Origin of the sequence: Frankia sp. AgKG'84/4, from assembly GCF_023242965.2 — a bacterium.
Lineage (GTDB): Bacteria > Actinomycetota > Actinomycetes > Frankiales > Frankiaceae > Frankia.
In genome coordinates, this window is the sequence record NZ_JALKFU020000808.1 from 1 (window position 1) to 1,065 (window position 1,065).

General features: G+C 73.3%; 1 protein-coding gene and 1 pseudogene. Both read left to right on the top strand.

Features of this window, described 5'->3' with window-relative positions; translation table 11 throughout:
• A pseudogene (locus tag MXD58_RS25360) lies at positions 1-354 on the top strand (condensation domain-containing protein); the annotation flags it as partial.
• A gap of 4 nt (positions 355-358) precedes the next feature.
• Positions 359-1,065 (top strand): oligosaccharide flippase family protein (locus MXD58_RS25365; protein ID WP_250610176.1); only part of this gene is annotated, 707 nt, incomplete at its 3' end.

The following is a 1,065-nucleotide window of genomic DNA, read 5'->3' on the forward strand; positions in this document are numbered from 1 at the left end:
GTCGCCACCGTCCGCCCCGCGCTCATGCCCACCGCCGCCGTGAGCAACCTCGGCCATGTGCCCACCGACCTCACCGTCGGCGCGGGCGGCCCGCGGCTGCTCGACCTGCACCTGACCGCCCCGGGCCGGATGCCGCAGGGGCTCGCCGTCCACGTGGTCCGGATGGCAGACCGGGTGCACCTGTCGTTCTGCCATGCCCGCGAGCTGATGGACGAGGACTCGGCGCGGGAGTTCGTCGGCCTGTACCTCGCCGCCGTCACCGAGCTCGCCGAGTCCGTGACCGTTCCCTCACAGCCTGCCGAGGGAGCTGCCGAACGGCTCCTGCGGGCCGGGGCCGCCGATGTCAGCGGTTGACACGATGCCCGCGGCCCGGGGCGCGCGCCGGTCGCCGTCGGCGCTGTTGCGCCGGGACATCGTCGTCGAGATGCTGCGCGGGCCGATGTTGCTCGCCGCGGCCGGGGCCGGCGCGAACTTCCTCAACCTGATCATGAACCTGGTGTTGGCCAGGCTCCTGAAGCCCTCCGAGTACGGCGCTGTCGTCGTCCAGACCAACATCTACATGGTCCTGGCCGTCGTCGGTACCGCGGTGCTGACGGCCGTCGTGCATCGTGACCTCTCCCACACGGACCGCACCCGCCGGGAACGTCGTGGCTGGATCGCCCGCCTCCGTCAGGTGATGATGTTCTCGGCGGCGGGCGCCGTGGTGGTCGCGCTCGTGCTGTGCCGGCCGGTCGCGGCGCTGCTGGCCTACCCGCATCCGTTCGCGATCGCGGAGGCCGCGATCGGCGCCGCCCTGTGGGTCAGCGTGTGCGTCGAACGCGGCCTGCTCCAGGCCCGCAGCAACTATCCGGGCCTGGCCCGGAACATGATCTTCGAGACGTTCTGTCGGGTGGCCTGCATCATCGCGGCGGCCTCCGTGGGGCTCGGCGTCAACGGCGCGGGCCTCGGGCTCTCCGTCGGCGCCCTCGTCGCGATCGTCGCCGCCCGCCGGACGGTGGCGCTGACCCCGCCGATCACCTCCAGGCCGGCGCTGGTGCCGCTCGCGGTCGGCGACGAGGCCGCGGC